Origin of the sequence: Pseudomonas sp. B21-019, assembly GCF_024749225.1 — a bacterium.
In the GTDB taxonomy this organism is placed as follows: domain Bacteria; phylum Pseudomonadota; class Gammaproteobacteria; order Pseudomonadales; family Pseudomonadaceae; genus Aquipseudomonas.
The window spans coordinates 6,258,802-6,285,733 of sequence record NZ_CP087193.1 but is presented as its reverse complement, the minus strand read 5'-3'; the positions used below and the strand labels follow the sequence as shown (position 1 = coordinate 6,285,733).

27 protein-coding genes and 2 pseudogenes are annotated in these 26,932 nt (G+C 56.8%); 12 read left to right on the top strand and 17 right to left on the bottom strand.

Features of this window, described 5'->3' with window-relative positions; translation table 11 throughout:
• The first annotated feature begins 90 nt into the window (after positions 1–90).
• The 8 genes from LOY36_RS28360 (at position 91) to LOY36_RS28325 (ending at position 10,762) form a co-directional block, all read left to right on the top strand.
• A complete protein-coding gene (locus tag LOY36_RS28360) occupies positions 91–1,389 on the top strand; it encodes an MFS transporter (RefSeq protein ID WP_258671688.1) in 1,299 nt (432 codons plus the stop codon).
• 233 nt (positions 1,390–1,622) lie between these two features.
• A complete protein-coding gene (locus tag LOY36_RS28355; RefSeq protein ID WP_019580399.1) occupies positions 1,623–2,624 on the top strand; it encodes a phosphate ABC transporter substrate-binding protein PstS in 1,002 nt (333 codons plus the stop codon).
• 450 nt (positions 2,625–3,074) lie between these two features.
• Positions 3,075–5,108: an ABC transporter permease subunit gene (locus tag LOY36_RS28350; RefSeq protein WP_258674234.1), complete on the top strand. Its 2,034-nt coding sequence runs from the start codon at positions 3,075–3,077 to the stop codon at positions 5,106–5,108.
• A 15-nt stretch (positions 5,109–5,123) separates the two neighbouring features.
• Complete coding sequence (gene pstA / locus LOY36_RS28345) at positions 5,124–6,794, top strand: phosphate ABC transporter permease PstA (protein WP_258671686.1); 1,671 nt, start codon at positions 5,124–5,126, stop codon at positions 6,792–6,794.
• Between the two features lie 93 nt (positions 6,795–6,887).
• Positions 6,888–7,721 carry a phosphate ABC transporter ATP-binding protein PstB gene (gene pstB, locus LOY36_RS28340; RefSeq protein WP_007934504.1) on the top strand — a complete coding sequence of 278 codons (834 nt, stop codon included), beginning with the start codon at positions 6,888–6,890 and terminating at the stop codon, positions 7,719–7,721.
• Between the two features lie 71 nt (positions 7,722–7,792).
• Complete coding sequence (phoU, locus tag LOY36_RS28335; RefSeq protein ID WP_007934507.1) at positions 7,793–8,554, top strand: phosphate signaling complex protein PhoU; 762 nt, start codon at positions 7,793–7,795, stop codon at positions 8,552–8,554.
• A gap of 181 nt (positions 8,555–8,735) precedes the next feature.
• A complete protein-coding gene (locus LOY36_RS28330; RefSeq protein ID WP_258671684.1) occupies positions 8,736–9,680 on the top strand; it encodes a response regulator in 945 nt (314 codons plus the stop codon).
• 185 nt (positions 9,681–9,865) lie between these two features.
• Positions 9,866–10,762 carry a peptidoglycan DD-metalloendopeptidase family protein gene (locus LOY36_RS28325; RefSeq protein ID WP_019651308.1) on the top strand — a complete coding sequence of 299 codons (897 nt, stop codon included), beginning with the start codon at positions 9,866–9,868 and terminating at the stop codon, positions 10,760–10,762.
• Between the two features lie 176 nt (positions 10,763–10,938).
• On the opposite strand, the gene LOY36_RS28320 is transcribed toward LOY36_RS28325, so the two are convergent.
• From LOY36_RS28320 to phoB, 3 genes are all read right to left on the bottom strand, one after another.
• Positions 10,939–12,279 (bottom strand): hemolysin family protein, encoded by a 1,341-nt coding sequence (locus LOY36_RS28320; protein WP_007934513.1) that lies wholly within the window; start codon positions 12,277–12,279, stop codon positions 10,939–10,941.
• 123 nt (positions 12,280–12,402) lie between these two features.
• Positions 12,403–13,725 (bottom strand): phosphate regulon sensor histidine kinase PhoR, encoded by a 1,323-nt coding sequence (gene phoR / locus LOY36_RS28315; RefSeq protein ID WP_019651309.1) that lies wholly within the window; start codon positions 13,723–13,725, stop codon positions 12,403–12,405.
• Positions 13,726–13,764: 39 nt separating this feature from the next.
• Entirely contained in the window at positions 13,765–14,454 is a 690-nt protein-coding gene (phoB, locus tag LOY36_RS28310) for a phosphate regulon transcriptional regulator PhoB (protein WP_007896474.1), read from the bottom strand.
• A 152-nt stretch (positions 14,455–14,606) separates the two neighbouring features.
• Here phoB and LOY36_RS28305 point away from each other — a divergent pair, with 152 nt between their 5' ends.
• Complete coding sequence (locus LOY36_RS28305; RefSeq protein WP_019651310.1) at positions 14,607–14,990, top strand: hypothetical protein; 384 nt, start codon at positions 14,607–14,609, stop codon at positions 14,988–14,990.
• Between the two features lie 89 nt (positions 14,991–15,079).
• Here the strand turns inward: LOY36_RS28305 and ubiA are convergent, their stop codons facing one another.
• Positions 15,080–15,970 (bottom strand): 4-hydroxybenzoate octaprenyltransferase, encoded by an 891-nt coding sequence (gene ubiA, locus LOY36_RS28300; protein WP_258671683.1) that lies wholly within the window; start codon positions 15,968–15,970, stop codon positions 15,080–15,082.
• The gene (locus LOY36_RS28295; RefSeq protein ID WP_258671682.1) at positions 15,970–16,533 is read right to left on the bottom strand and encodes a chorismate lyase; all 564 of its coding nucleotides are present in this window, start codon (positions 16,531–16,533) and stop codon (positions 15,970–15,972) included. The genes ubiA and LOY36_RS28295 overlap by 1 nt, the downstream gene beginning before the upstream one ends.
• Positions 16,534–16,733: 200 nt before the next feature.
• On the opposite strand from LOY36_RS28295, the gene LOY36_RS28290 reads away from it, so the two are divergent.
• The 3 genes from LOY36_RS28290 (at position 16,734) to LOY36_RS28280 (ending at position 18,536) form a co-directional block, all read left to right on the top strand.
• Positions 16,734–16,901, top strand: a complete 168-nt coding sequence (locus LOY36_RS28290; RefSeq protein WP_007896465.1) for a rubredoxin — start codon at positions 16,734–16,736, stop codon at positions 16,899–16,901.
• Positions 16,902–16,919: 18 nt separating this feature from the next.
• Positions 16,920–18,068 (top strand): NAD(P)/FAD-dependent oxidoreductase, encoded by a 1,149-nt coding sequence (locus LOY36_RS28285; protein ID WP_258671681.1) that lies wholly within the window; start codon positions 16,920–16,922, stop codon positions 18,066–18,068.
• 192 nt (positions 18,069–18,260) lie between these two features.
• Positions 18,261–18,536, top strand: a complete 276-nt coding sequence (locus LOY36_RS28280; RefSeq protein WP_003213368.1) for an HU family DNA-binding protein — start codon at positions 18,261–18,263, stop codon at positions 18,534–18,536.
• A 103-nt stretch (positions 18,537–18,639) separates the two neighbouring features.
• Here the strand turns inward: LOY36_RS28280 and comJ are convergent, their stop codons facing one another.
• The 12 genes and pseudogenes from comJ to LOY36_RS28225 all read right to left on the bottom strand — a co-directional run bounded on the left by comJ (position 18,640) and on the right by LOY36_RS28225 (position 26,871).
• The gene (gene comJ, locus LOY36_RS28275) at positions 18,640–19,119 is read right to left on the bottom strand and encodes a competence protein ComJ (RefSeq protein WP_258671680.1); all 480 of its coding nucleotides are present in this window, start codon (positions 19,117–19,119) and stop codon (positions 18,640–18,642) included.
• 67 nt (positions 19,120–19,186) lie between these two features.
• The gene (locus LOY36_RS28270) at positions 19,187–19,621 is read right to left on the bottom strand and encodes a hypothetical protein (RefSeq protein WP_258671679.1); all 435 of its coding nucleotides are present in this window, start codon (positions 19,619–19,621) and stop codon (positions 19,187–19,189) included.
• Between the two features lie 35 nt (positions 19,622–19,656).
• Positions 19,657–19,913: pseudogene (locus LOY36_RS29205) on the bottom strand (hypothetical protein); the annotation flags it as partial.
• Between the two features lie 195 nt (positions 19,914–20,108).
• Positions 20,109–20,582 (bottom strand): SMI1/KNR4 family protein, encoded by a 474-nt coding sequence (locus tag LOY36_RS28260; protein WP_258671677.1) that lies wholly within the window; start codon positions 20,580–20,582, stop codon positions 20,109–20,111.
• Between the two features lie 77 nt (positions 20,583–20,659).
• Entirely contained in the window at positions 20,660–21,814 is a 1,155-nt protein-coding gene (locus LOY36_RS28255; protein WP_258671676.1) for an ankyrin repeat domain-containing protein, read from the bottom strand.
• Positions 21,815–23,197 (bottom strand): annotated as a pseudogene (locus tag LOY36_RS28250) (RHS repeat domain-containing protein); the annotation flags it as partial.
• A 238-nt stretch (positions 23,198–23,435) separates the two neighbouring features.
• Complete coding sequence (locus LOY36_RS28245) at positions 23,436–23,741, bottom strand: hypothetical protein (RefSeq protein ID WP_019651908.1); 306 nt, start codon at positions 23,739–23,741, stop codon at positions 23,436–23,438.
• 9 nt (positions 23,742–23,750) lie between these two features.
• Positions 23,751–24,092: an HNH endonuclease gene (locus LOY36_RS29200; RefSeq protein ID WP_408981099.1), complete on the bottom strand. Its 342-nt coding sequence runs from the start codon at positions 24,090–24,092 to the stop codon at positions 23,751–23,753.
• 129 nt (positions 24,093–24,221) lie between these two features.
• Positions 24,222–24,503: a hypothetical protein gene (locus LOY36_RS28240; protein ID WP_019651906.1), complete on the bottom strand. Its 282-nt coding sequence runs from the start codon at positions 24,501–24,503 to the stop codon at positions 24,222–24,224.
• 41 nt (positions 24,504–24,544) lie between these two features.
• Complete coding sequence (locus LOY36_RS28235; protein ID WP_019651905.1) at positions 24,545–25,144, bottom strand: hypothetical protein; 600 nt, start codon at positions 25,142–25,144, stop codon at positions 24,545–24,547.
• Between the two features lie 63 nt (positions 25,145–25,207).
• On the bottom strand, positions 25,208–26,218 hold the full coding sequence (locus tag LOY36_RS28230; RefSeq protein ID WP_019651904.1) for a hypothetical protein: 1,011 nt from the start codon (positions 26,216–26,218) through the stop codon (positions 25,208–25,210).
• A gap of 185 nt (positions 26,219–26,403) precedes the next feature.
• Positions 26,404–26,871 (bottom strand): hypothetical protein, encoded by a 468-nt coding sequence (locus LOY36_RS28225; RefSeq protein ID WP_019651903.1) that lies wholly within the window; start codon positions 26,869–26,871, stop codon positions 26,404–26,406.
• Positions 26,872–26,932: the final 61 nt, after the last annotated feature.

Here is a 26,932-nt window from a genome sequence, read left to right as displayed (position 1 = left end):
TTTCGAACAATTTGCTATCGTGCCGAACCTGCCCAAGCCTCCGCCAGCGTTGTTGAGGTTGCAGATCCGACTATAAGAGAAGCCCTTGCCATGACCACAGCGCCCTCGAGCATCGCGCAACCAGCCCAACCTGCACGTCCGCTGACCCGCAACGACTACAAGACCTTGTCATTGTCTGCCTTGGGCGGCGCGCTGGAATTTTACGACTTCATCATTTTTGTGTTCTTCGCCACGGTGGTCGGCAAACTGTTCTTCCCCGCCGACATGCCCGAGTGGCTGCGCCTGATGCAGACATTCGGCATCTTCGCCGCCGGTTACCTGGCTCGGCCGTTGGGCGGCATCGTCATGGCGCACTTCGGTGACCTGCTGGGACGCAAGAAGATGTTCACCCTGAGCATTTTCATGATGGCGGTGCCGACCCTGATCATGGGCTTGCTGCCGACTTATGCGCAGATAGGCATGTGGGCGCCGATCCTGTTGCTGCTGATGCGGGTGATCCAGGGCGCAGCGATTGGCGGCGAAGTGCCGGGCGCCTGGGTATTCGTTTCCGAACACGTACCGCAGCGGCACATCGGTTATGCCTGCGGCACGCTGACCAGCGGTCTGACTGCCGGCATTCTGTTGGGCTCATTGGTCGCCACCGCGATCAACAGCATTTATACGCCGGTGGAAGTGTCGGATTACGCCTGGCGTATCCCGTTCTTGCTGGGCGGTGTGTTTGGCCTGTTCTCGGTCTACCTGCGCCGCTGGCTGCACGAAACCCCGGTGTTTGCCGAACTGCAATTGCGTAAAGCCTTGGCCGAAGAAGTGCCGCTGCGCGCGGTGCTGCGTGACCATCGCGGGGCGATTCTGATTTCCATGCTGCTGACCTGGTTGCTATCCGCGGGGATCATCGTGGTCATCCTCATGACCCCGACTGTGCTGCAGACCGTCTACCACTTCCCGCCGACTACCGCGTTGCAGGCCAACAGCCTGGCCATCGTGTTCCTGAGCCTGGGCTGTGTGGCCTCCGGCGCACTGGCTGACCGTTTTGGCGCCGGGCGGGTGTTCGTGTTCGGTAGCGCGTTGCTGCTGCTGACCTCGTGGACCTTCTATCACAGCCTGTTCAATCATCCAGACTGGCTGTTCCCGATGTACGCCCTGACCGGTTTGCTGGTCGGCACCATCGGTGCAGTGCCGTATGTGATGGTCAAAGCCTTCCCGGCGGTGGTGCGCTTCAGCGGGTTGTCGTTCTCCTACAACCTGGCCTACGCCATCTTCGGCGGCCTGACCCCGATGGTCGTCACTCTGCTGCTCAAGGAAAGCCCGATGGGGCCGGCGTATTACGTAGCGATCATTTGTGGTGTCGGGGTTCTGGTGGGCGGGTATCTCTGGAAGAAGGGGCGCTAACCTTGTAACCGAGCATTCCCACGCTCTGCGTGGGAATGCCGCCATGGACGCTCTGCGTCCGCTTTTGAATGGGGCGCAGAGCGTCCCGAGATGCATTCCCACGCAGAGCGTGGGAACGATCTATCGCTAGATGCTGGCCTTTCATCCAATTGTCATATTTCAGCCATAGAGTGTTCACACGGCCTGCTGATACTTGGCCCCGACTTAACACACCTATCTGCTAGGAGTAAGGCATGAAACTGAAGCGTTTGATGGCGGCAATGACTTTTGTCGCTGCTGGCGTTGCGACTGCCAACGCGGTTGCCGCTGTTGACCCTGCTATCCCGAGCTACACCAAGACCACTGGTGTGTCGGGCAACCTGTCCAGCGTCGGCTCCGATACCCTGGCCAACCTCATGACCCTGTGGGCTGAGAACTACAAAAAAGAATACCCGAACGTAAACATCCAGATTCAGGCCGCTGGCTCCGCCACCGCGCCACCTGCGCTGACTGAAGGCACCTCCAACCTGGGCCCGATGAGCCGCAAGATGAAGGACACCGAACTGGCGGCCTTCGAGCAGAAGTATGGCTACAAGCCAACCGCTATCCCGGTGGCCGTGGACGCCCTGGCGGTCTTCGTACACAAAGACAACCCGATCCAGCACCTGACCATGGAACAAGTCGACGCGATCTTCTCCTCGACTCGTCTGTGCGGCGCCAAAGCTGATGTGAAAACCTGGGGCGACCTGGGTGTGACCGGCGACCTGGCCAACAAGCCAGTACAACTGTTCGGTCGTAACTCGGTATCCGGCACTTATGGCTACTTCAAAGAAGAAGCCCTGTGCAAAGGCGACTACAAGCCAAACGTCAACGAACAACCAGGCTCGGCGTCGGTTGTGCAGTCGATCAGCTCCTCGCTGAACGGCATCGGTTACTCGGGCATCGGCTACAAGACCGCCAGCGTGAAGACCGTGGCCCTGTCCAAGAAAGGCAGCACTGAATTCATCGAAGACACCGAAGAAAACGCCCTGAACGGTAAGTATCCGCTGTCGCGTTTCCTCTACGTTTACGTCAACAAGGCCCCGAACAAGCCTCTGGCCCCGCTGGAAGCCGAGTTCGTGAAACTGGTTCTGTCCAAGCAGGGCCAGGAAGTTGTAGTGAAAGACGGCTACATCCCACTGCCAGCCAAGGTTGCTGCAAAAGCACTGGCTGACCTGGGTCTGGCGGAAGGCGGCGCTGAAGTCGCAAAAAAGTAAAACCCTAGGTCCGGGGTAAACCCGGACCTGTAGGAGCGAGGCTTCGCGAGCAAGCTTCGCTGCTACAAAGGCCCAGGGTTGCCATGATGGCAACCCGGCCCTCCCCAAATTTCTGATCCACTGCCAGTTTCCACCGGCGGCGGATTTGTTGCGTCACTGCATTGTCATCTTTCTGTCATACAGGATCGCTAGGGTGTGCGCATGAATGATCTGGCCAACTCCACCATGACTACAAATCCCCCCAAGCGAATTGACTTCAATACGCCTGAGCTGCACCGCAAGCGCCGCATCCGTGCGCTGAAAGATCGCCTGACCCGCTGGTACGTCCTCGTCGGCGGCCTCGCCGTCCTCGGCGCGATCACCCTGATCTTCTTCTTCCTTGGTTATGTTGTCGCGCCGCTGTTCCAGGGTGCCGACCTGACCGCCAAAGACGCCATCACGCCCGCCTGGATGCAAGACGCCGGCAAGCCGCTGATGATCTCCCTTGAAGAACAGAACCAGGTGGCCATGCGGGTTTCCGACAAGGGCCAGGCGCTATTCTTTGATATCGATAGCGGCGCCGAACTGCGTCGTGTCGACCTGCCGATCCCGGCCGGTACCAGCGTGACCTCCATCGGTGAAGATCAACCCGGCCATCCATTGGTCGCAGTGGGGTTGTCCAACGGTCAGGTGCTGGTGTTCCGTCATACCTATAAAGTCAGCTACCCGGACGGCAAGAAAACCATCTCGCCGGCCATCGAATACCCGTACGGCGAAACGCCAATCGTGCTGAACGAGGCGGGCGGCGCTCTGGAGCACGTCAGCCTCAATGCCACCGATTCGACCCTGCTGCTGGCTGGCTCCACCGGTGCGCAACTGCATGTCATGTCGCTGACCAGCGAAGAAAACATGATGACCGGCGAAGTCACCAACGAGCAGAAACGTATCGACCTGCCGCAAATGACCGAGCCGGTGAAGAACATCTTCGTCGACCCGCGTCAGCAGTGGCTGTACGTGGTCAACGGTCGCGCTCAAGCCGATGTGTTCAGCCTGCGCGACAAGAGTCTCAACGGTCGCTACAAATTGCTCGAAGACGGCGATGCCGAGATTACCGCCAGCACCCAGCTGGTGGGCGGTATCTCACTGATTCTCGGCGACTCCAAGGGCGGTCTCGCCCAGTGGTTCATGGCTCGCGATCACGATGGCGAACTGCGCCTGAAGCAAATCCGCACCTTCCAGATGGGCGCTGCGCCGATTGTTGAAATCACCGCCGAAGAACGTCGAAAAGGCTTCGTTGCCCTTGATGCGTCCGGCAAGCTCGGCGTGTTTCACAGCACCGCGCACCGCACTTTGCTGGTGGATCAGGTGGTCGACGGCCAAGGCCTGTTCGGCCTGTCGCCACGGGCCAACCGCGTGATCGTGGAGCAGGGCGGCAAGCTGCAACCGTTGCTGCTCGACAACCCGCACCCGGAAGTTTCCTGGAGCGCGTTGTGGAGCAAGGTCTGGTACGAGAACTACGACGAGCCTAAATACGTTTGGCAATCGACCGCCGCCAACACCGACTTCGAACCCAAGCTGAGCCTCTCGCCGCTGACCTTCGGTACCCTGAAAGCCGCGTTCTACGCCATGCTGCTGGCCGCGCCCCTGGCCGTCGCCGCAGCGATCTACACCGCGTACTTCATGGCACCGGGCATGCGTCGCAAGGTCAAGCCGGTGATCGAACTGATGGAAGCGATGCCGACGGTGATCCTCGGCTTCTTCGCCGGCCTGTTCCTCGCACCGTATGTAGAAGGGCATTTGCCGGGCATCTTCAGCCTGCTGATGCTCCTGCCGATCGGCATTCTGGTGGCGGGTTTCGTTTTCAGTCGCCTGCCTGAGTCGATCCGCCTGAAAGTGCCGGACGGCTGGGAAAGCGCGATCCTGATTCCAGTGATTCTGTTCGTGGGTTGGCTGTCGCTGTACATGAGCCCGTACATGGAAACCTGGTTCTTCGGCGGCGACATGCGCATGTGGATCTCCCACGACCTGGGCATCACCTACGACCAGCGCAACGCTCTGGTGGTCGGCCTGGCCATGGGTTTTGCGGTCATCCCGAACATCTACTCCATTGCCGAAGACGCCGTGTTCAGCGTGCCGCGCGGCCTGACTCTTGGTTCCCTGGCCCTCGGCGCCACGCCGTGGCAGACCATGACTCGCGTGGTGATCCTCACCGCCAGCCCGGGCATCTTCTCGGCGCTGATGATCGGCATGGGCCGCGCGGTCGGTGAAACCATGATCGTGCTGATGGCCACCGGTAACACCCCGGTCATGGAAATGAACCTGTTCGAAGGCCTGCGTACATTGGCAGCCAACGTCGCGGTGGAAATGCCCGAATCGGAAGTCGGCGGCAGCCACTACCGCGTGCTGTTCCTCTCGGCGCTGGTGCTGCTGTTGTTCACCTTCATCATGAACACCCTCGCGGAACTGATTCGTCAGCGTCTGCGCAAGAAATACTCGTCGCTTTAAGAAAGGTAGAAGTCTGTGAAACAGAACTCCCTGAATGGATGGTTCAAGAGCGGCGCCCCCGGCGTCTGGATCAGCGGTGGCGCGGTGTCCATTGCGGTCATCATGACCATTGGCCTGCTGGCGGTGATTGCCGTGCGCGGTCTGGGTCACTTCTGGCCGGCGGACCTGGTCCACGCCAGTTATGACGTGCCGGGCCAGGCCAATCACCTGGTCATCGGCGAAGTGGTGCAGAAGGAAGAAGTGCCACGCGAGCGTCTGAAAAGCGCTGGCCTGCCGGTGCCCGATCAGGGCCCGGAGTTCATGACCCGCGAGCTGATCAAGGTCGGCAACCGTGATCTGAACGGCACGGACTTCACCTGGACTGTCGGCGAGTGGCTGACCAACCAGAAGACTCCGCCAGAGCTGATGACCATCGAGCGTCGCGAGTGGGGCAACTTCTACGGCTATCTGGTCAACGTTAAAGAGGACGGCAAGGTCGTCGCTGAAGGCGAAGCCGCATGGCCTGAGTTGCAGGCCCGTGTCGATCGCGTCAACCAGTTGGCTGGGCAGCTCAAGAGCCTGGAAAAAACCGACATCGGCGCGATCAACGCCGGTCTCGAACGTGTTCGTCTGCACGGTCGCAAGCTGGAATTGGCCGGCCGTCTCGACGCTACCGCACAGGCGGACCTGGAGTCTGAGCGCGCCGAGCTGAATGCCCGTTATCAGGAAATCGAAGCGCGTCTGAACGACCTGCACAAGCAGTTCAACCGTGACAGCCTGACGGCTCGTGACGCGAACGGTAAAGAGGTCGAGATCGGCATCGGCAAAGTGGTTCACGCCTATCAGCCGAACGCCATGAGCACCTTTACCAAGGTTGGCTTCTACTTCAGCAAGGTCTGGGAATTCCTCAGTGATGACCCGCGCGAAGCCAACACCGAAGGCGGGATCTTCCCGGCGATTTTCGGCACCGTGATGATGACCTTGATCATGGCGATGATCGTCACTCCGTTCGGAGTGCTGGCGGCGGTCTACCTGCGTGAATACGCCAAGCAGAACACTCTGACCCGAGTGATCCGTATTGCGGTGAACAACCTGGCGGGCGTACCGGCGATCGTTTACGGCGTGTTCGGCCTGGGCTTCTTCGTCTATGTACTGGGCGGCTCGGTCGACCGGTTGTTCTTCCCTGAAGCGCTGCCGGCGCCGACCTTCGGTACACCAGGTTTGCTCTGGGCTTCCCTGACCCTGGCGCTACTGGCTGTGCCGGTGGTGATCGTGGCCACCGAAGAAGGCCTGGCGCGGATTCCTCGCACCGTGCGCGAAGGTTCGTTGGCCCTCGGCGCGACCAAGGCCGAGACCTTGTGGAAGATCGTGCTGCCAATGGCCAGCCCGGCCATGATGACCGGCATGATTCTCGCCGTGGCCCGCGCCGCCGGTGAAGTGGCGCCGCTGATGCTGGTGGGCGTGGTGAAACTGGCGCCGTCGCTGCCAGTGGATGGCAACTACCCGTACCTGCACCTGGACCAGAAGATCATGCACCTGGGCTTCCATATTTATGACGTCGGCTTCCAGAGCCCGAACGTCGAAGCCGCGCGACCGCTGGTGTACGCCACAGCGCTGCTGCTGGTGCTGGTGATCGCGACATTGAACCTGTCGGCCGTTTATATCCGTAACCATCTGCGCGAGAAGTACAAGGCGCTGGATAGCTAATTACCGCCGCTCCTACAGAGCGGCGACACCGCTGGCCCATCTTGTGAGGCCAGCGGCTCACTGAACCGAATTTGTTAGCACAGGGAGCCTCCCATGCAGCACGAAGCACACACTCACGGCATCAACATGTCGGCCCTGGGCCGCGACAAGCAGAGCCTGAGTCTCGAGCAGGAAACCGTGGCCATCGAAGTGCCGGGGCTGAGCCTGTTCTACGGCGAAAAACAAGCGCTGTACGACGTCAGCATGAACATCCCGAAACAGCGCGTGACCGCCTTCATCGGGCCGTCCGGCTGTGGCAAGTCCACGCTGTTGCGCACTTTCAACCGCATGAACGACCTGGTGGATGGCTGCCGCGTCGAAGGCGCGATCAACCTCTACGGCAACAACATCTACCGCAAGGGCGAGGACGTGGCCGAGCTGCGTCGTCGCGTCGGCATGGTGTTCCAGAAGCCCAACCCGTTCCCGAAAACCATCTATGAAAACGTGGTTTACGGCTTGCGCATCCAGGGCATCAACAAAAAGCGCATCCTCGACGAAGCCGTCGAGTGGGCGTTGAAAGGCGCGGCGCTGTGGGATGAAGTCAAGGATCGTCTGCACGAGTCGGCACTCGGTTTGTCCGGCGGTCAGCAGCAACGTCTGGTGATTGCCCGCACAATCGCCGTGGAGCCGGAAGTGCTGCTGCTCGACGAACCGTGCTCGGCACTCGACCCGATCTCCACGCTGAAAGTCGAAGAGCTGATCTACGAACTGAAATCCAAGTTCACCATTGTTATCGTGACCCACAACATGCAACAGGCCGCGCGGGTTTCCGACTACACGGCGTTCATGTATATGGGCAAACTGGTGGAGTTCGGCGACACCGACACCCTGTTCACCAATCCGGCGAAGAAGCAGACCGAAGACTACATCACCGGTCGTTACGGCTAGGAAGCTGTTGTTGCTCACTGAACTGACGCTGCGGCCCACCGCACCTTACCGGACGCTCCAAGGACGCCAACATGATTAGTAAAGAAGGCCTTACCCATCACATCTCCCAGCAGTTCAACGCTGAGCTCGAGGAAGTGCGCAGCCACCTCCTGGCCATGGGCGGGCTGGTCGAGAAGCAGGTCAACGACGCGGTCACTGCGCTGATCGAGGCCGACTCCGGCTTGGCCCAGCAAGTGCGCGAGGTCGACGACCAGATCAACCAGATGGAACGCAATATCGACGAAGAATGCCTGCGCATTCTGGCTCGTCGTCAGCCGGCGGCGTCGGACTTGCGTCTGATCATCAGCATCTCCAAATCGGTGATCGACCTCGAGCGTATCGGCGACGAAGCCACCAAGATCGCCCGTCGCGCCATTCAGTTGTGTGAAGAAGGCGAAGCGCCGCGCGGTTATGTCGAGGTTCGCCACATCGGCGACCAGGTGCGCAACATGGTTCGCGATGCCCTGGACGCATTTGCCCGTTTCGACGCCGACCTGGCGCTGTCGGTGGCGCAGTACGACAAGATCATCGACCGCGAATACAAGACCGCGCTGCGCGAACTCGCCACCTACATGATGGAAGATCCACGCTCTATCTCGCGTGTCTTGAGCATTATCTGGGTGCTGCGCTCCCTTGAGCGAATCGGCGACCACGCGCGCAATATCTCGGAACTGGTGATTTACCTGGTGCGCGGCACCGACGTGCGTCACCTGGGCCTCAAGCGCATGAAGGAAGAAGTGGAAGGCACAAGTGCCGAAACCGCTAATGTTCCGGACAAAGCTGACGATAAGTAAGGTTGCCCAAGAAAAAGCGCCCGGCCCCTTGGCCGGGCGTTTTTGTTTGTGTGGCTTTTGAACTGAAAAGCCGAATTGAAAAGCAGCACCCGCGAACGAAAAGTCCCGGCGTGACTGAAGAGTTTTGGCAAAGTGCCATCAGCCAGCGTTATGCTTGCCGGGATATTTAAAGGGGTGTTGGATGAGCAAGATCAGTGTGTTGGTCGTGGACGATGCGTCGTTCATTCGTGACCTGGTAAAAAAGTGCCTGCGCAACTACTTCCCGGGGATCCGGACCGAAGATGCAGTCAACGGTAAAAAGGCCCAGGCCATGCTGGCCAAGGAAGCGTTCGACCTGGTCCTGTGTGACTGGGAAATGCCGGAAATGTCCGGTCTGGAGTTGCTGACCTGGTGCCGTGAGCAGGACAACCTCAAGACCATGCCGTTCGTGATGGTGACCAGCCGTGGCGATAAAGAAAACGTGGTCCAGGCGATCCAGGCCGGGGTTTCCGGCTACGTCAGCAAGCCATTCACCAACGAGCAGCTGTTGACCAAGGTCAAGCAGGCCCTGAACAAGGTTGGCAAGCTCGATACCTTGATGAATAGCGCGCCGACCAAAATGAACTCGGCGTTCGGCAACGATTCCCTGAGCGCATTGACCGGTGGCAAAGCGGCGGTGGTCGCACCCTCGGCTGCAGCGGTCAACCCGTTTGCCAAACCTGCCGCCGCCGCGCCAGCCCCGGCTGCGGCGCCGTCTCGCGGCCTGCTCAACAATCCACCGGTCAAGGCGCCAGCCGCTGCCTCCGCTGGCGGTCGTGGCCAAGGCCAACTGCGCCTGTCGAGCGGCACACAGCAATGCGTGATCAAGGCCTTGAGCATCAAGGAAGCGCTGCTGGTGGTGAAACGCACCGACACCTTGCCGCAAGTCCTCGACAACGCCGTACTCGACCTGGAGCAGGGCGACAACGCCGAAACTGCCCGTCTTAACGGCTACTTGCACGCCATCGTCGCCCACGAGCCGAAGCCGGACAGCGAGTGGCTGCAACTGACGTTCCGCTTTGTCGACCAGGATGCACAGAAGCTCGACTACATCTCCCGCCTGATCGCCCGTGGCACCGCGCAGAAGCACTTCGTACCGGGCGCATAATCTTCGCTCCTAAAAGATCGCAGCCTTCGGCAGCTCCTACAGGTGAAACACAATGCCTGTGTAGGAGCTGCCGCAGGCTGCGATCTTTTGTTTTTGCTTTCCGCCCATTTGAAACATCTGTCGACTACGCAGGTCCATTTCTGCTGCTAGGCTCCTTCCCAGGCCTACTCAACAGAATTTTGCCCATGCTCGCGCGCCTGCTGTTTTTCTGTGGTCTTTTCATGGCCTCCACCTCGGCTGTGGCCATGACGATCTACAGGTCCACTGATGCCAGTGGCGTGGTCTCTTACAGTGACCGCCCCACCAAAGGTGCGAAGGTGTTCGTTTTTCGCGACCGAATGGTCGAACACCTTGAGCGGCAGGTGTACCTCGACATCAAGAGGATGAATGGCATCGACAGCGTGTTCGTGCGCAATGACCTGTATGCGCCGGTCGAGATCGAGCTGAGTTTCGACGGGCTGCAGAACGTAAGCGGTGCGCCGAGCCGACCGATCCGGCGGGTGATGCCGGCGCGCAGTAACCTTCGTCTGGCCCTGCTCACGCCGACGAAGGCTGGAAGGCCGATCGTGTATAACCCAAGGTTCGAATACTCCCTGGGCGACCCCTCAGGGGCTGCCATGGCCTATCGATATCCGTTGCCCTGGCGTGGCGGTCCGTTTCGGCTGAGTCAGGGCGCCAATGGCCAATACAGCCACTACGGACCGAAAAACCGTTACGCGATGGACATCGCCATGCCCGAAGGCACGCCGATCATCGCGGCGCGCGGCGGGGTGGTGGTGAAAACCGAGAATGGCCAGACTGGGCGCGGCAACGATCCGTCGGGCAATTTCGTGCGGGTGTTGCACGATGACGGGACCATGGGCGTGTACCTGCACCTCAAGAAGGGTTCAGTCTGCGTACGGGAAGGTCAGCGGGTGGTGGTGGGCAGTGCGCTGGCGCTGTCGGGCAACACCGGCAACAGCAGCGGCCCGCACCTGCACTTCGTGGTGCAGCGCAATACCGGATTGGGGCTGGTGTCGATTCCGTACCAGTTCAATCAACCGGTGGGGGCGTTGCCCAACTTTGCGTTGGGCAAGAAGTGAAGGCGATGGAGATCTACTGTGGCGAGGGAGCTTGCTCCCGCTCGGCTGCGCAGCAGTCGCCATTCAGCCAACGCGGTCTGCCTGAGTAAACGCGGCAGCCGGTTTTGGGGCCGCTCCGCAGCCCAACGGGGGCAAGCCCCCTCACCACAAAAGCCCGCTCACCACCGAAAGCACGCTTAATCGAGCATCAACACCTTGGCCAATATGATCTTCGGCCCTTTCATCTTTTTGATGATGATCCGCAAACCTTCGACTTCCAGCACTTCTTCCTCTTCCGGCACCCGTTTCAGGGTTTCGTAGACCAGCCCGGCGAGGGTTTCGGCTTCGATGTGGTCCAGGTCGATGCCCAGCAGGCGTTCCACCTTGAACAGCGGCGTATCGCCGCGCACCAGCAGCTTGCCCGGCTGATACGCGAGGATCCCGCGTTCAGCCTTGCGGTGTTCGTCCTGAATGTCGCCCACCAGCACTTCCAGCACATCTTCCATGGTCAGGTAGCCGATGATGTTGCCGTCGGCTTCCTCGACCACGGCGAAGTGCGAGCCGCCCTTGCGGAACTGTTCCAGGAGTTGCGACAGCGGCATGTGCCGCGACACGCGCTCCAGCGGCCGGGTCAGTTCGGCGAGGTTGAACGACTCGGGAATGTGATCAAGGGCGGCCAGTTCCAGCAGCAGATCCTTGATGTGCAGCAGGCCGACGAACTCCTGGCGCTCGCTGTCGTACACCGGGTAGCGGCTGAACTTGTGGCGACGGAACAACGCCAGGATTTCCTTGAGCGGAGCGTTGAACTCAAGTGTGACCAGGTCTTCCCGGGAGTTGGCCCAGTCGACCACTTCCAGCTCGCCCATTTCCACCGCCGAGGCCAGTACGCGCATGCCTTGGTCGCTCGGGTCCTGGCCACGGCTGGAGTGCAGGATCAGTTTCAGTTCTTCACGGCTGTAATGGTGCTCGTGGTGCGGGCCGGGCTCACCTTGCCCGGCAATGCGCAGGATCTGGTTGGCGCTGGCGTTGAGCAGGTAGATGGCCGGGTACATGGCCCAGTAGAACAAGTACAGCGGCACCGCCGTCCACAGCGACAGCAACTCGGGTTTGCGGATGGCCCAGGATTTCGGCGCCAGCTCACCGACCACGATGTGCAGGTACGAAATGATGAAGAACGCCGTGAAGAACGAAACCGCCTTGACCACTTCAGCGGAATCTACGCCCACGGCACTCAGCACAGGCTCCAGAAGGTGCGCGAACGCCGGTTCACCGACCCAACCCAGGCCGAGAGAAGCGAGGGTGATACCCAATTGGCACGCTGACAGGTAAGCATCGAGCTGACTGTGTACGGTGCGCAGGATATGTCCGCGCCAGCCGTGCTGTTCAGCGATGGCTTCGACCCGGGTCGAGCGCAGTTTGACCATGGCAAATTCTGCCGCAACGAAAAAGCCGTTGAGCAAAACCAGGATCAGAGCAAAAAGAATCATGCCGAAGTCGGCGAATATTGTTGCGAGGGTCAAGCCAGGGGAAGGGTCCATGATGGAGTTTTGCGGGTTCCGTGTATTCAAAAAAGGGGGAAATGCAGTGCCTGAAGGGCAGGCACAAGTCAGCCAATGTAGCGGCTGACTGATCGATTGCCTAGTGGCGAGTGCTAGTCGGTATCAGTCCGCGGCGCTGATCACGCGGGATTTGGTGACCTGGGCCGGCGCGAAATGGCAGGTAAACGTGCTGCCATGCCCCGGCACACTGCTGATTTCCATGCGTGCCCGATGGCGCAGCAGCACATGTTTGACGATGGCCAGCCCCAGCCCGGTGCCGCCGGTGTTGGAGTTGCGGCTGGAATCGACGCGATAGAAGCGTTCGGTCAGGCGCGGCAGATGCTTGCTGTCGATGCCGATTCCCGAATCCTGCACGCTCAGGTGTGCGCCTTGCTCATCACCCCACCAGCGAATGCGGATATTGCCCTCGGCCGGGGTGTATTTCACCGCGTTGAACACCAGATTGGAAAACGCACTGCGCAGTTCGGCTTCGCTGCCCTTGAGCAGAATCGTCGGATCGGCTTCGAGGGTGATGCGCTGATTTTTCTGACCCGACAGCTGCTGAGCATCGCTCTTGATCGATTGCAGCAGGCTGTCGATGGACACTGGTTGGTTGTCCGACGGGTAATCGGTGGCTTCCAGTTTGGCCAGCAGCAGCAAATCGTTAAGCAAGGTCTGCATGCGCCCGCCTTGCTGCTGCATTTGCTGCAGGGCACGGGTCCAGCGTGGATTCACGTCCTCGACGTTATCGAGCAGGGTTTCCAGGTAGCCGCAAATCACTGTCAGGGGTGTGCGCAGCTCGTGGGACACGTTGGCGATAAAGTCTTTGCGCATCTGCTCCAGCTGATGGATACGCGTCACATCGCGCACCAGCATCAAGTGTTCGTTGTTGCCGTAGCGGGTGATGTATAGCTGAATGCGCAGGCGATCGTTGATCGGCGACGGAATTTCCAACGGCTCGGCGTAGCTGTCCTGCTCGAAGTATTCCTTGAAGCGCGGATGGCGCACCAGGTTGGTCACCGGCTGGCCGCTGTCCTGAGGGGTCTTGAGACCCAGCAAGGTTTCAGCCGCGCGGTTCCACCACTCAAGGTTGCCGTCGCTGTCGAGCATGATCACCGCGTCTTTCAGCGCGGCGGTGGATTCCTGGACGCGGTCGATCACCGCTTGCAGGCGCCCGCGTACCCGTTGGTCGCGGCGTTGCAGGTGATAGATGCTGTCGAACACTTCGCCCCACAGGCCATAGCCGTCGGGCGGTGCTTCATCGGGTTGGTGCAGGCGCAGCCATTCGTGCAGGCGCAGCAGCTGTTTGAGGGTCCAGGCCAGGTAAACACCCAGGCCCACGGCGAGGCTCCAGCCGTAGTAGCCGGAGATCAGGCCGATCACCAAACAGGCGGTGACCAGCAACAGCATGTGGCGAATCAGGGTGCCATGCCAGTTTTGGTTCACGGAAAATATGCGTCCTTGTCAGCGAGTCTGGCGGTCGGCTCAGGCCTTGGTGGAAAACCGGTAGCCGGTGCCGCGCACGGTTTGTACCAGATTTTCGTAGGCATCGCCGAGGGCTTTGCGCAGGCGACGGATGTGCACGTCGACGGTGCGCTCTTCGACGTAGACATTGCCGCCCCAGACCTGATCCAGCAACTGGCCGCGGGTGTAGGCGCGTTCCTGGTGGGTCATGAAGAATTGCAGCAAACGGTATTCGGTCGGGCCCATCTCGGCAGGTTTGCCGTCGATGGTCACGCGGTGGCTGATCGGGTCCAGCAGCAGGCCGCCGACTTCGATCGGCGCTTCGCCATCGGTCGGGCCGGCGCGGCGCAGCACGGCTTTGAGGCGCGCAACCAGCTCACGGGGGGAAAACGGTTTGGTGATGTAGTCATCGGCGCCGACTTCCAGGCCCTGGATCTTGTTGTCTTCCTCGCCCTTGGCGGTGAGCATGATGATCGGGATATCCCCGGTCAGTTCATCGCGCTTGAGGCGGCGGGCCAACTCGATGCCGGAGGTGCCGGGCAGCATCCAGTCGAGCAGAATCAGGTCCGGTTTGCGGTCGACGATAATGGCATGGGCCTGCTGGGAGTTCTCCGCCTCCAGGCAGTCATAGCCGGCCATTTCCAACGCAACGGCGATCATTTCGCGAATGGGCGCTTCGTCGTCGACGATCAGAATGCTCCTGCCAACCATGCCTTAATCCTCTTGTCATTTAACTGTCTTGCGCCGCATTAGATAACGGAATTATTGCAGTCGTGTGACAGTATTTTAGCCGCCCTGCGATTGTCGCGATCCTGAACTAAGCTCTAATTCCGAATCCTGACAACCACAAGAGGAAGGTTTCCATGAATCACATTGTTCAATCCTGGAAGGTCCTGCTGGTCACTGCTGCGCTAACGCTGCCGTCCCTGGCCTTCGCGGCAGAACCGGCGATGATGAAAGACGGGATGATGGTCGATCACAAGGGCATGACGGTTTACACCTACGACAAGGACTCAGGCGGTAAGTCGATGTGCAACGGCGAGTGCGCTGAATACTGGCCGCCAATGATGGCGCCGGCGGGCGCCAAGCCCGAAGGTAAGTGGAGCACGATCAAGCGTGACGACGGTAAGATGCAGTGGGCCTATGATGGCAAGCCGCTTTACACCTTCATGAAGGACAAAAAACCCGGTGACATGGCGGGCGACAATATGAAGAACGTTTGGCACATCATGCGTGAGCATAAATAAGCGATTCGCCTGCGCCGTAAACAGTTCGCGGCCTGCAGTCGCTCCATCCCCCTGTTGGAGCTGGCACAGGCTGCGATCTTTTCCAACGGTCAACGCAACGCGTAATCCAGCACAATCCCCACGAAAATCGCCAACCCCGCCCAGTGGTTATGCAAAAAAGCCTGGAAGCAGCGCATCCGGTCCTTGCTGCGGGTGTACCAGAACTCCCACGCAAAGCAGCCTGCCGCCACCAGCAACCCAAGGTGGAACCAGCCACCGAGATGGAATTTCGAGCCAGCCAGCAACAGGCAGCCCAGCGCCAGGCCTTGCAAGGTCAGAATGATCACCCGGTCGGCATCGCCAAACAGGATCGCGGTGGATTTCACCCCGATCTTCAGGTCATCGTCGCGGTCGGTCATGGCGTAATAGGTGTCGTAGCCCACGGTCCACAGCAAATTGGCGATCCACAGCAACCAGGCTGTCGCCGGCAACTCACCGGTCTCGGCAGTGAACGCCATCGGCATGCCCCAGGAGAACGCCGCGCCCAGCACCACTTGCGGGTAATAGGTGTAACGCTTCATGAACGGATACGTGAAGGCCAGGGCCAAACCGCCCAGCGACAACCCGACAGTCGCCGCGTTGGTGCACAGCACCAGCAGGAAGCTCACGCCCATCAGCACCGCGAAGAACACCAGGGCTTCTTTTGAGCTGATCTTGCCGCTCACCAGCGGCCGTTGCTCGGTGCGTTTCACATGGCCATCGACCTTGCGGTCCGCCCAATCGTTGATCACACAACCGCCGGCACGGGTCAGCACCACGCCGAGCACGAAAATCACGATATTGGCCAGTGATGGCGAACCTTCACCGGCAATCCACAGTGCCCACAATGTCGGCCACAGCAGCAGGTAAATGCCGATCGGCTTGTCCATGCGGGTCAGCTGAATGAAATCCCAGGCCCGAGGATTCACGCGGTTCAGAGACTTGAGCAGGTTCTGGTACATCAGCAGTTCTCCGGATGCGCGCGGGCGGCGCTCCACAGGGTCGGCAGGAAAATCTCGGCCACCAGCACGCTCAGAGCGCCACGGTCGAAACGCGAGCGCCGGCCCCACAGTTCAGGCGCCTGAGCCTCCATCGGCAACCACGCTTGAGGATAGTGACAAACCTCGATGGCCCGGCGCTGAAACGCCCGATCGCAAAACAGCAATTCACCCAGAGAACGGCTACCCAGCTCATCCATGTGCAATCCGTCGCCCTGCAGCGCGCTACGCGCCGCCACGCTGCGGGCAAACACCCAAGCTTCACCGTGGCCGCGCAGATACACCTCGCGCACCCAGCCTTCGCTGCCTTCGGCCAGCTCCAGCGCGGCACATTCGTCGGCGCGCAGCGATTGCCAGCCTTCGAACAGCGGCGTGACGCTGAAACCGTCATTCGACAAACGGGTCAGGCGTCGGGTCAGTGACCCTTCATCGAACAACCAATCGAGCGTAGACGTGTCGGGGCGGGGGATCAGTTGGCTTTGAGAAAGCCAGAGCGGCGTCGGGGAGGGGGCTTTTGAGTGCGGCACAGTGAGTCATTATTGGCAGCAAATGAGGCGGCGAGCTTACCATGTCAGGCGGCGAGTTTGATTGATCCGGCCTGCCGTTGCGCCGAACAGGCTTGCATCTGCCGGGCCCGATCAGTACAAAACGCCCTGAGCCGGACGGCAACGCTTCATCTATCGACCGTTCGCGTCGGCAAAAGCCTGAATCCCGAGGAAGTACCTGAATGAAAAAGTGGCAATGTGTGGTCTGCGGCCTGATCTATAACGAAGCCGAAGGCTGGCCGGACGACGGTATTGCGGCGGGCACACCGTGGCAGGACGTGCCGGAAGACTGGCTGTGCCCGGACTGCGGCGTGGGCAAAATGGATTTTGAAATGATTGAAATCAACTAAGCATCCAAGGAGCTAGGAATGAACGCACCTGTCGTGATCGTCGGCACTGGGCTGGCTGGCTACAACCTGGCCCGGGAGTTTCGCAAACTCGATGGCGAAACCCCGCTGCTGTTGATTACCGCAGATGACGGACGCTCCTACTCCAAGCCGATGCTCTCCACCGGCTTCGGCAAGAATAAAGACGCCGATGGCCTGAGCATGGCCGAACCGGGCGCCATGGCCGAGCAATTGAAGGCCGAAGTGCGCACTCACACGCGCATCAGCGGCATCGATCCGGGCCACAAACGCCTGTGGATCGGCGAAGAATCGGTGATCTACCGTGACCTGATCCTGGCCTGGGGCGCGGAAACCGTGCGGGTGCCGATCGAAGGCGACGCGGCCGACGCGGTTTTCCCAATCAACGACCTTGAAGACTACGCACGTTTTCGCGCGGCGGCGGCCGGCAAGCGTCGGGTGCTGCTGCTGGGCGCCGGTTTGATTGGCTGCGAATTTGCCAACGACCTGATTCTCGGTGGCTACGAAGTGCAACTGGTTGCGCCCTGCGAACAAGTCATGCCGACCTTGCTCCACCCGGCGGCGGCCGCTGCGGTCCAGGCCGGCCTGGAAAGCCTGGGCGCGCGCTTCCACCTCGGGCCGGTGCTCAATCGCCTGCAGCGAGTGGCGGACGGCCTGGAAGCGCATCTGTCTGACGGCCAGGTCATCCCTTGCGACGTAGTGGTGTCAGCCATCGGTCTGCGTCCGCGCATCGACCTGGCGGCCGCTGCCGGGGTGCAGGTCAATCGTGGTGTGGTGGTTGACCGTCACCTGAAAACCTCTCACGCCAACATCTACGCCCTGGGCGATTGCGCCGAGGTCGATGGGCTGAATCTGTTGTACGTCATGCCCCTCATGAGCTGTGCGAGAGCGCTGGCCCAGACCCTCGCCGGAAACCCTACGGCGGTGAGTTACGGCCCGATGCCGATCACCGTGAAAACCCCGGTCTGCCCATTGGTGGTTTCCCCGCCACCACGGGGCGCGGAGGGCGTCTGGACGGTCGAAGGGCGGGGCGCGGAAATCAAGGTGCTGTGCCGCGACAGCGCCGGCAAATTGCTGGGCTATGCCCTGACCGGCGCGGCGGTGATGGAAAAACTCGCCCTGAACAAAGAACTTCCGGCCCTGTTGGCGTAAATGCCGGTCGTTCTGTCGGAATCACCCCGTTTTTGCCCCCACAAAGGTCGCGGGGAGACTGGCGCCGCTCTTGCGCGCATGCCATCCTCATTCCCGTCTGCCGCAGAGTAGAGCACCTGCGGCGCCTTGGGCGCTGTTCCAACGAGAACAGCACGGACATAACAACAAAAAACCGTCAAAGGGGCTTCACTCATGCGTAAACCAGAACTCGCCGCTGCCATCGCGGAAAAAGCAGATCTCACCAAAGAACAGGCCAATCGCGTTCTCAACGCCGTTCTCGAAGAAATCACCGGCGCTCTGCATCGCAAGGATAGCGTCACGCTGGTGGGCTTCGGCACCTTCCTGCAACGCCACCGCGGTGCCCGCACCGGCAAAAACCCGCAAACCGGTGAGCCGGTGAAGATCAAGGCCAGCAACACTGTTGCGTTCAAGCCAGGCAAGTCGTTGAAAGACAGCGTTAATCCGTAATTGCTGCAAGTACCTCGAACACTGAGGGAAAAACGATAATGAAAAGAATGGGCACGCCGATTGAATCGGGTGCCCATTTTTTGTTGGCCGCAGAGATGAATGTCTAACGAAGTCCCTCTACCAGTACCTTGTCTTTCTCGCCGCCCCAAGGATCGTCCAGCAGGTACTTGGCTGGAACTTTGCTGTCTGATGGGACCAGAGTGATTTTGTAAAAGATTTCTTCACCCTCGCAAACCTCGAAGTACAACGCATAGTCGCGTTTCTCTAGATCGAGCTCGACCTTGAATTTTTCAGCAGCGGATGCAATTTCCACATGACTGGGATCCGTGACACGAAACGGCACGACGATGCAGCGCTGGGCGGTGGGGTCAAGGTTGAAGCTGTCTTCCAGTTTCAGGTGCACGTTTGCCCCGAAAGCGTCTTCGGGTAGAGGGTCAAACACAACATAGTCGCTATGGAGGACCGCACCCTGTGCCAAGGTAGTCTTGCCCCATTGACTTGAGGTTTCGTCGAAGGGCCGTGAGCGGAATTGAATTTGGCTGTGGGAGATTAATAGGTCCACAGTTTGAGCTATCTTTTTCATCCGCAAACCTCGACCGGCATCCTGCTCGGTTTCTTCGACATGTCGGCCCTAGAGCCCTCGGCCATGATCAGGCTTTTTTATCTAAATAGAACTTCAGATATTTTTTTGGTCTTTCTTGAAAGGCTCGCGCCTTACCGAAGCTATAAGCATCGTCAAAGTATTTATAAGCCTGTGAATAATCTTCCAGTTCAAAGTAGACCATTCCCAAGTTGATCAACGGACCTGTATCGATATCTGACTCTCGGCCATCCAGGGTCTTTTGTGCCCAATCTTTAGCGGCCTCGAAGTCACCGTTGTCGAAGTGCAGGTTGAAAAAAGAACCTGTGACCCATGACGACAAAGGTGTCCATTCAAGTTTTGGCTCAGGAAGCAAGTCCCATGCTTTTTGGTACAAGGCCTGGGCTTCATTTTTTTTGTTTTGCTCATCGAGCTCATTGCCCGAGGCAATGATGGCCATTATCTCATCTGCCAACGTGGGGTTTTTATCTGCTAAATCTTTCATATAACAATCCTTTCCTGATATATGGGGTTTTCAACCTCGCCGAGTGAGTAGCCGTTGGTGTCGTGCTCGTTTTTTCGATGCGCCGGCCCAGCGGGTCGTAGGTCATCCTGACCACGCTGCCGTTTTTGTTGCGCACTTCAATCAATCGACTCTCGGCGTCGTAACCTAAGCGCTACAGGCCCCGTTTAGCGCTGCGTTTTTCGATCATCCGGCCAGACGCGTCATAGCGGTAATGCTTATCCCGGTAGGTCAGCAGTTTGTTGTGCACCACCAGCCCGGCGCCATGCTTCGGGCTGCCCTGCAGTTCGTGGCGAGGGAGCTTGCTCCCGCTCGGCGGCGCAGCCGTCGTAAACCGGCTGATGCGGTCTACCTGTAAGAATGTATCAACCCTTTTGGGGCGGCTGCGCCACCCAACGGGAGCAAGCTCCCTCGCCACAGGGGATCTGCGTTTCTAATCAAGTCCGCTACTTGTGCGGCATTGGCTCATTCACTCTTCGTCCAGATCTTCCTCATCGATCAGCCCTTGAACAAACCGAAGGAAATTCGAGCAGACCAGCTTTTCGGATTCAGCCTGATTTTCTTCAGGGCTTAGGTCGCTATCAAAGCTATCAGTCGTAAAATAACTAACGGCCTCCGTATCAAGATTCAAGCAAAAGAAGTTGCCACCCCAGTCGTTCGCGAAAGGCAGGAGGTGTGCAGGAAGTACCTGTTTTTTTAGCATCAACTGGTAGGTGGACAGCAGCGTGGAGTCGCCACCGGTAATCGGCTTGAATGCAGCCACTTCCAGTGGCTCGTCAAAATCTTCGCTGACCCAATAGGTCCGCTCCGGTACGCCGCCGTTGTACTTGAGGTAATGGTTTCTAAAGGGCGTCGGTAGCTTCTTACCAATTGCGGATTCCAGATGATCCAGATCCGCTGGCGTAATGGTCGCTTCGTCATTTGAGAATGTGTTTTCAAGCACTCGTTATCTCCGGTCATGAGCAGCGTCCAAGTTTGGGGCCAGCAGGTATTTGGCTGATTCTTTGCCGTTCCACTTTTCTACTGCATTATCCCTGGATCCGGAGCCGGAATGACCACGCTCGCCCAACTGGCTGTACGTTTGCGTTGTGTCAGAACACGCAATGCTGCTGCGTCGGGTTCGCCTTTTTTCGTGAATTTGACAGGCACCAAAACATAGAGCATCACCTTTTCATCGTCGGGGATGATCTCTTTTTCAGTTTTCGTATCCCAGGCTTTATCCTCGGCCACGAAAGCATCCACTTCGTCTGGCCAGGCCAGGTTGGCATACATGGCATCGGAACGACGAATCAAGAAGCCTTCCGACAAGGGGCCATTATCGAACGTGTGGCGAGCGAGCAGAGACAGCAACTCAACCGGAAAAACCCAAGGACTGTGGGGGGGAAAACCATGCTGCGTAAGAGGCCAGTCGCCAGGTAAGCATACGAATAATTCGGTATGAGGACTTTTGGCAAAAAGTCCGATGGTGAAGAGTAACTTGAACTTGCTTTTGCCATCAATACAGCTGATACGCAGCTCCAGCCCCTCTTCATTAGTGATGGGACTCAGTTGCGCGGGTAGAACCCAGCCAGCGGTGTTGTGCACGAAAGTGACTATAGAACCACCAAATTCCTCAGGCTGGCTTTCAACGTCCATGATACTGACCGCCCCGGATTTTCTTAAGGTGGACGCAATCTCTGTAAATCCCCAGGTGTTGGCGATGTCCAATGGCGCAGTATTCAGCCTGGTGTGCAGTCGATTGATGTTGGCATGGTGTTCTACAAGAAGATTGACGACGTCCTGATGCCCAAAGGTAATCGCGTCAATCAGCGGGGTGGTTATGCTGTTAGGCCACCCATCCACCAAAGCACCGGCCTCAAGAAACCATTGGCATGTTTGTAAGTGTCCATTGCCAGCGGCTGCGGCAAGTGGCGTGCTATTGCCGGAACTGGCGGCAGGCTGGTCCAGCGCAATACCTAAAGACACCAATAAGCGGCAAATTTCGGTTTGCCCCTGTTCAGCGGCCATGTGCAGCAGGGTTTCATGCCCATCAAGACCATACATGGGCAAGTGCAATAGAACGGAATTTTTCTCTAGGCACTTTTTTAGTGAGGCTGCATTTCCCGACGCGATGTCTGCGTGAATGGCTAATAAAGTTTTAATGTTCTTTTCATAAATTTCTTCTGGGTTGTTCATTTAAAAAATACCTTTTGTCATTTGAGCACCCATGTTTTTTAATGCGTTTTGGACACTGGCCAGCCCGCCGACGTCTGCTTTCTGTAGTATTTCATAGACTTTTTTGGCGCTGGCTATCGAGTGATTCCCTCCACCATTTTGGGCCCAGGTGAAGTTGCGCGGGTCGTTGTTTAGGCCAATTTTGTGTTTGGCCAGAATTTTTTGCGAGTCGGTAATGTACTTTTGATTTTGAGCTTTCCAGCTTTTCGGAGCTTTTTCGCGGACGATATGATGGTAATGCGGCTTTACCATACCCTTAGGTGCAGGCCCCATTGCTCTCTTCTGTGAGGCGCTGAGTCGACAAACTTCCCACCCCCACGGATCCACCCACCCAATCGGATTCGGTGCGTATTGATAGAGGTTGAATCCCCCCGCCAACCCAATCGGATCCGGCGTAGTAAACCGCCCCACATCCGGATCATAAAACCTGAACGTATTGAAATGCAGCCCCGTCTCCCGGTCCAGGTACTGCCCCTGAAACCGCAGGTTCTGCTCTTCGATGTAGTACGGCTCGCGTACCTCTTCTAACGTGTTGCCCCACACCCGATAAGTTGCCTGCCAGACGTTGTGGCCGTCCGCTTCGGTGAGCTGTTCCGGCAGGCCGTTGAGGTCGTTGTGGTAGTAGCGGATTTTTTGCAGTGGGCCGGTGCCGTCGACGCGGGCCAGGGGCTCGTAACCTTCGTCTTCGTAGAGGTAGAGGTAGAGGCTGGTTTGCTGATGGCGATGTTCCTGCAACAGGCGCAGGCCGTCCCAGGTGAAGCGGGTTTCGCCGAGAGGGTAGCCGTTGGTGTCGTGTACGGTTTTTTCGATGCGCCGGCCCAGTGGGTCGTAGGTCATTCTGACCACGCTGCCGTTTGCGTTGCGCACTTCAATCAACCGGCTTTCGGCGTCGTAACCGAAGCGCTGCAGACCCCGTTGAGCGCTGCGTTTTTCGATCATCCGGCCAAACGCGTCATATCGATAACGCTTGTCCTGATAGGTCAGCAGTTTGTTGTGCACCACCAGCCCGGCGCCGGGTTGTGGGCCGTCCAGCAGGTTGGCGGCGGCGTCGTAGGCGAAGGTTTCGCGCTGGCCGTGCAGGCTGTCCTGGCTGGCGATGATGCGGCCGGTGGCGTCGTAGTGCAGCAGTTGGCGGTGTTGCGTGGCGGGTTGCTGGTCGAGTTTGCCGATCAGGTTGTCGGCGGGGTCGTACTCGAAATGTTTCTGCACCGCTGCCGGCATCAGCGATGGCTGGCTGCTGTGTCGGCGTTGGCGTGAGCGTAAGCGCCCGCTGCGGTCGTATTCGCTTCGGGTGCTGATCTGGCCCTGGGTGCGCAGCACTTCGCGGTGCAGGCGGTCGCGTTCTTGTGGGCTTTGGCACCGTAACCGGCCACCTCACCTTCTTTTAGCAGCCCAAGTGGGTCAATCCACCTGGTGGAGTTGGGAGCCCCATATCCGGATCATAAAGCCGGAACGTGTTGTAGTGCAGTCAGGTCTCTCGGTAGAAAAACTTATTCCCGTTTTTTATCCAAACATGCATGTTATGGTTTTCGCTAAAAAGTAGAGCCGGAAGTTGTTTGGCTCTCCCGGCTCCTTTTCCAATCTAGTCTAGAAAGTCATCGTTTTCCAAATAATAAGTAACTGCTTTCAGTAGTTCTTCTTTGCTGGAGTTCGGATGATGTTCTGTTTTATTTTCAATGATCGCTTTGAGTATTGGAGACTCAAGGAATGTTCCGTATTTGTCATCGAACTCCATTTCTTCGTCGTCATTTTCTGCAAGGTAATATTTTTTATTTAGGATGTCGTTTTTTGACTCCAAATCAAAATCAGTATCCACATATAACCAGCCGACATTGGGTAGGTCATTACATTTTTGCAGAAGCTTGTCAAAGCCATTAATGGTTATCATAAGTACTCCTTATTTTCGACATTTCGTACCGCCGCCCCATTTATTTCGACCGCCTTTACCATCAGGGTGGTAGATTTTATGATACGTTTTATGATCATTGAAGTCGGCTAGCTGTAATGAGCCTGGTTTGTTTCCATGATGCCAAGTCAAATTGGCTGGGGATGTTCCTCTGAACGTCCCATTCGACCGTGGCTGCACATGCTCTACAGCGCCAGGGTATTTAGTCTGCATTTGACGTTTAAAGTCCGGATCTGTTTGCATTCGTTTGTAAACAGATTCATTTGCGCGGCTAAAGTGCTCTGCGTCAGTCATTTTGTATTCGGACGCGTTCAGTGAGTGCTCATGGAACACATGATATTTCCCTAGGTCGCGAGATCCTTCACCATTGTATAGCCCAAGCGGATCTATCCAGGTCAGGGGGGTTGGGGCATAACTGTAAAAGTTCAGCCCTCCCGCCAACCCAATCGGATTCCTTGTTGGTTACGGCATGCGCATTAGCGCAGTCCTCAGGCGTTTGATCAGCTTCGGATCCTTGAGGCAATCGGCCGGCCGCATGTTATCCAAGGCCGGCACCTGCTGTTCGACCCACCACAAACCTTCCTTGAGCCCTCTTTTACCGTAGAGAATGACCGCCATATCGAGGTTGCCATCCAGTTGTTTCGCTAGGGAGCGGGCGTCGTCGTCGAGATAGTCCTCTTCGTATAACCGCACAAGCATATTCCAATCGGAATCGCCGGGGTATTCGTCTTCCAGTTGTTCCATCTTCTGCACTCATTGGCCGGGTCAGATCCATGACCTGAAGATTAACCATAAAAATAATTAAAAAATAGTTCGAAATTTTCTTTCCCAAGCAGGGGGCTGACTTCCTTTGTGAGTAATTTCACGAACTTGCTGGAAAGCTCGTCATCGTCGTTATAGATCTCAAATATTTCGAATTTTCCGTGGACAACCTCAATCAATTTTGCAAGAGCGAAAAAGAAATCAGCCAATGAGTCGGCAATTTTGAAAGGCAAAGCCACGTCATAGCTGGCAAATACAGGTGTACCCTCAATGTCGGTAACAGCGATGACAGGTTTACCACCTCCGATATCATCCATGAATACTACAAAACTGGCTGGCCAGCGTGGGTTGAGCTGCGACTTGTTTGAATTGCCATCCCACTTGTAGCCCACTTGGTCATCTTCAAGGGTGTTCAGATCAAAAAAACGTATCGGAGTCAAACCTGTCTCTATCTCTACACCCACAGGCTCGTAGTTGTCATAGAAAAAGTCAGTTTCGACAGAGCGTTCAAGCGTTTGCGGCCATGTGGCGTTGACTTGGCCATTCTTTTCGAAGCAGCCCTCTAACTGAAACTTTTTGTGGATACGGCGCAGCTCTATTAGTGCCTTTTCTAACGCGCTCATGTTCGTTCTTCCCTGTGGGTTACAGCATGCGCATCAGCGCGGCTCTCTCGTTTGTGAGAGCGTCTATAGGCTGTACAAAATATTGTAGAATGAGGTTGAATTGTCTTTTATCGAGGATAGATCCTGGTCTATAGATGCTTTTTCGAATGATGATTTATTGATTGCCATTCGACGAGTGATTATTGCTTCCAGCAGGTTTCTGAACAGTGCCTCATCATTGACGTGTTTTTTAAGCTTTAGAATTTCGCGAGGTTTGTTTTTCAGGATGTAAAAGGAATAGTTCATCAAAATAATATTGGAGACAAACAGATTTTCCGTAGACTGAAGGGGGTTGATCGTGTCGATTAAAACATTAAATATCTGTCTCTTGTCTTTAACGTATGCCTGCAAAAATACATCGGGATACATGAATTCGCTATGGCGATCATTTAGCCTGAAACGGTAATTTGTGTCGCCGGGTTCGGTCAATAATGTGACGAGGCTTGTTTGATAGTTTTTCAACGTGCTTAGCAATACATGTTCTTTTCTGCTATCAAATTTTATCGCGTTGTAAACCAGGTTGATAACATCCAAAAAAGCTACAGGCCCCCGGGTGTCGGTAGCCATTACCAGCTGATTATCCTTGATGCTGAACCGACGATACGCTTCGTCGTCAATGCTCAATTCGAAAAGCAGGAATCTGAGTATATAGTTCCTGAACTGTGCATCCGAGTCGAGAGAACTGTTTTTCAAACTGATCAACTGGATCAGAAAGAAGAAAATAAAATAGTCTTTATTGGTTCGTTGACGGTTGTCGATTTCAAGTAGATAGCCAAAGCGGGACAGGATCAGGAGAAGGGCATAGCAGTCCGGTTCCGTGAAGCCGTTTTTTGACATGGATTTTTCGAAGGCGCTTATGGAGAACAAATCGTGCCAGCGGCTCACATAGAAGGTCGAACCGTTGTGTTTTCTGGCGGCGACAGAGAGCAGTGAAGGCTCGTCTTCTTGGTAAAAAACAACGCCCAGCTCTTTCGGATATGGACGGATGTTCAGGAAACTCTCAAGCTTGTATGAAAGGAGATTGAATATGTCCATTTAACGCTATCCGCATGTCTTCCACTTTCCGTTCGGGCCTTTTTTCTCGACACGAAACGAACGCCAATTGCTCAGCGCCACCGACCTGCAGGGCGGGCGCTACGAATACTACGACGACGACGCCGGGCCTAATTCAAACTTTTTCAGTTTTTCCAACCGATAATTGTTTTTTCATGCTGGTACGGTTAACTCGGACTAAGCCAAGAAGAGAAATCAGAAATATATATTTCATTTAAAATCAAATCTATAGGTATATCTTCAATGCTATCGGCTATCTCGTCATAAGGGGAGGGTAATACATAGGAAAATCCGAAATCATCATCAAGAATTATTGAGCCATTAAAGATGCGTTGACGTTTTGTAAGTTTTTTTACTTGATCAAAAGACATTCCTGTAGAAAGCACACCTCTGTAAAGTCCTTTGTAATGTACATTGCAGCCAATTGAGAATATAGCTCCGTCAGAAAGGGTTGCTATGGTGATCGTGTCGTTTACCACATAGGCCACCCTCGTTGCTCCGTCCGGTAGATTATAGTTTTTTATTTTTATATTGTGTTTTTTATATAGCTCATCGATATAGTTGGAAATGTTTTCCCCTAATAGTATGTCTGCTGCTGAGTGCTTGGAATTGATGTCTGCTGTAAAGTCAATCATGTTCAAGTTCCACCGTTCATTAAGGTGCCATTAACATAGACTGGAGAGTCTTTTATTAGAT

Bases quoted from the DNA above. Each gene is read 5' to 3' on its own strand.
- LOY36_RS28360 (WP_258671688.1), top strand. From the start codon at position 91: ATGACCACAGCGCCCTCGAGCATCGCGCAACCAGCCCAACCTGCACGT.
- LOY36_RS28355 (WP_019580399.1), top strand. From the start codon at position 1,623: ATGAAACTGAAGCGTTTGATGGCGGCAATGACTTTTGTCGCTGCTGGC.
- LOY36_RS28350 (WP_258674234.1), top strand. From the start codon at position 3,075: ATGCAAGACGCCGGCAAGCCGCTGATGATCTCCCTTGAAGAACAGAAC.
- pstB (WP_007934504.1), top strand. From the start codon at position 6,888: ATGCAGCACGAAGCACACACTCACGGCATCAACATGTCGGCCCTGGGC.
- phoU (WP_007934507.1), top strand. From the start codon at position 7,793: ATGATTAGTAAAGAAGGCCTTACCCATCACATCTCCCAGCAGTTCAAC.
- LOY36_RS28330 (WP_258671684.1), top strand. From the start codon at position 8,736: ATGAGCAAGATCAGTGTGTTGGTCGTGGACGATGCGTCGTTCATTCGT.
- LOY36_RS28325 (WP_019651308.1), top strand. From the start codon at position 9,866: ATGCTCGCGCGCCTGCTGTTTTTCTGTGGTCTTTTCATGGCCTCCACC.
- LOY36_RS28320 (WP_007934513.1), bottom strand. From the start codon at position 12,279: ATGGACCCTTCCCCTGGCTTGACCCTCGCAACAATATTCGCCGACTTC.
- phoB (WP_007896474.1), bottom strand. From the start codon at position 14,454: ATGGTTGGCAGGAGCATTCTGATCGTCGACGACGAAGCGCCCATTCGC.
- LOY36_RS28305 (WP_019651310.1), top strand. From the start codon at position 14,607: ATGAATCACATTGTTCAATCCTGGAAGGTCCTGCTGGTCACTGCTGCG.
- ubiA (WP_258671683.1), bottom strand. From the start codon at position 15,970: ATGTACCAGAACCTGCTCAAGTCTCTGAACCGCGTGAATCCTCGGGCC.
- LOY36_RS28290 (WP_007896465.1), top strand. From the start codon at position 16,734: ATGAAAAAGTGGCAATGTGTGGTCTGCGGCCTGATCTATAACGAAGCC.
- LOY36_RS28285 (WP_258671681.1), top strand. From the start codon at position 16,920: ATGAACGCACCTGTCGTGATCGTCGGCACTGGGCTGGCTGGCTACAAC.
- LOY36_RS28280 (WP_003213368.1), top strand. From the start codon at position 18,261: ATGCGTAAACCAGAACTCGCCGCTGCCATCGCGGAAAAAGCAGATCTC.
- comJ (WP_258671680.1), bottom strand. From the start codon at position 19,119: ATGAAAAAGATAGCTCAAACTGTGGACCTATTAATCTCCCACAGCCAA.
- LOY36_RS28270 (WP_258671679.1), bottom strand. From the start codon at position 19,621: ATGAAAGATTTAGCAGATAAAAACCCCACGTTGGCAGATGAGATAATG.
- LOY36_RS28255 (WP_258671676.1), bottom strand. From the start codon at position 21,814: ATGAACAACCCAGAAGAAATTTATGAAAAGAACATTAAAACTTTATTA.
- LOY36_RS28245 (WP_019651908.1), bottom strand. From the start codon at position 23,741: ATGATAACCATTAATGGCTTTGACAAGCTTCTGCAAAAATGTAATGAC.
- LOY36_RS28240 (WP_019651906.1), bottom strand. From the start codon at position 24,503: ATGGAACAACTGGAAGACGAATACCCCGGCGATTCCGATTGGAATATG.
- LOY36_RS28235 (WP_019651905.1), bottom strand. From the start codon at position 25,144: ATGAGCGCGTTAGAAAAGGCACTAATAGAGCTGCGCCGTATCCACAAA.
- LOY36_RS28230 (WP_019651904.1), bottom strand. From the start codon at position 26,218: ATGGACATATTCAATCTCCTTTCATACAAGCTTGAGAGTTTCCTGAAC.
- LOY36_RS28225 (WP_019651903.1), bottom strand. From the start codon at position 26,871: ATGATTGACTTTACAGCAGACATCAATTCCAAGCACTCAGCAGCAGAC.